This is a genomic window from Syntrophomonas sp. UBA1041, from assembly GCF_002316705.1.
Taxonomy (GTDB): Bacteria; Bacillota; Syntrophomonadia; order Syntrophomonadales; family Syntrophomonadaceae; genus DTU019.
Genome location: NZ_DCEA01000081.1, coordinates 1 through 1,809, shown reverse-complemented (window position 1 = coordinate 1,809; position 1,809 = coordinate 1). Strand labels below are relative to the sequence as shown.

At 53.5% G+C, this 1,809-nt stretch carries 1 protein-coding gene and 1 pseudogene; both read right to left on the bottom strand.

Going from position 1 to position 1,809, the window contains the following annotated elements; translation table 11 throughout:
* On the bottom strand, window positions 1-826 hold an 826-nt coding region (locus B2633_RS12190; protein WP_483170956.1), incomplete at its 3' end, for an AAA family ATPase.
* 391 nt (window positions 827-1,217) lie between these two features.
* Window positions 1,218-1,809, bottom strand: a pseudogene (locus tag B2633_RS12185) (radical SAM protein); the annotation flags it as partial.

The window sequence follows — 1,809 nt, the reverse complement described above, 5'->3', positions numbered from 1 at the left end:
GTTCCAGCTCCCGTTCCTGCAATTGTTTGGCCTGTTCGAGCTGCTGCCGGTGCAGAGCTCTGAGGCTCTGTTTGCGTTCCGCAAGATCGGCCTGGCGAGTGCACTGATCTTTTTCCAGCCGGTTGAGCTCATATGCCATCAGGGTTTTTTCCAGGATATCGGCTTGTTCTTTGCAGCTCAAGTATTGCCTGGCCTTTTCCGCCTTTTGCTGCAGTTCCAGGCTGCGCTCCCGCATTTCCGCCAGCAGATCTGCCAAGCGGGTCAGGTCCTGAGCGGTATCCAGCAGGCGCCGGTTCACTTCTTCACGCTGCTGCCGGTATTTTATTATCCCCGAGGCTTCCTCCAGGATAAGGCGGCGCTCCAGGGCTTGTGCATTCAAAAGCTGATCCAGCTCACCCTGACTGATGATGGCATAGCCTTTCTTGCCCAAACCGGTGCCGGCAAACAGATCGTGCACATCCTTCATGCGCACCCGGGTACGATTGATGGTGAATTCGCTTTCTCCAGAGCGAAACAGCTTGCGGGCCAGGTTTATTTCCCCGTATTCCAGGGGCAAAAAGCCATCGCCATTGTCGATCAGCATCTCCACCGTGGCCATGCCGTGAGCCCGTTTGCTGTCGGTGCCGCAGAAGATGATATCTTCCCCTTTGTGACCGCGCAGGTTGCGGATGTTATTCTCGCCCAGTACCCAGCGGACCGCATCTACCACATTGCTTTTGCCGCAGCCGTTCGGCCCCACTACAACATTGATCCCGGGCTCGAATTGGATTGTAGTGTATTCCGCAAAAGACTTAAAGCCTTTGATGTCCAGACGCTTTAAATACACCCTGTTCCTCCATCATGTCAGGGCAACCTCTCAAAAAACATTCGATAAAATATTTTTAATCACCCTGAACGTATTGTTGAATTCACTTATATTGCTATTAAATCGGGCATCCAGCTAAGCCCGGCCATCATTCCGGGACTTTAATCAAACCCAACTTCATATGGCGCGTTGGTAAGAATCGCCATACTGTTTTGCAGGCGGTCAGGATTTGCCCCCGTCAGCCCAAATTCTTTCCTGTGCTAGTATTTACTAGTTAAACAATTCAGGCCCAAAAACCTTCCCATTATCTTGGTAAAAGCAGTTATTGTTCTCAATTATGTCCGGGCATTAAACAAACCCGCCTACTCAGGGCTGTTTTTACCAGCCACAACCTGCCCGGCCTGCGGCTGTTTCAGTCTTCGCCGGGCAGCAGGCCTCTATCTATCAAGCGGCGAATGAAATCCTCCCTCACCAGGGTTAGGATTCGGTTCTCACCGCTGTAGTACAGTCCGAGGCTATCAGGCGCGATAGCTTCAGATTTAATTACCTTCAGCAGCCCCGTCCCCAATTCCTCTTCCAAACGCAGAAAATTACGGCGGTGCTGTCCAATCAACCGGGAGACATCGGCGGGGTTTACCAGAAGGTTTACCGGCCGGTCCCGACCTGGCAGGGCCTGGGCATCCAGAAGCAGCTCCCGGGCTTGCATATAAAAGATATGCTGCTCCACTAACTCTCCGAATGCAGGATGATACGGCCCGGCCAGCAAGGTCTCGGCAGATTGCAGTTCCTGGCTGGGTTGCAGACCCAGGCGGATCACCGGGATATGGTGGTATTGAAACATGAGCAGCATTTCGGCGCAGACAGAGACAGCCTCAGGCAGGGAGAGCTCCTGATAGCTCCCCTCCCGCCATTGTCTGGCCAACTCGGTCCCGGCAATCACCAGGGTGGGATAAATTCTGACCATATCCGGCCGCAGTCCAATAATGACCCGGGTGGTAGCCAGG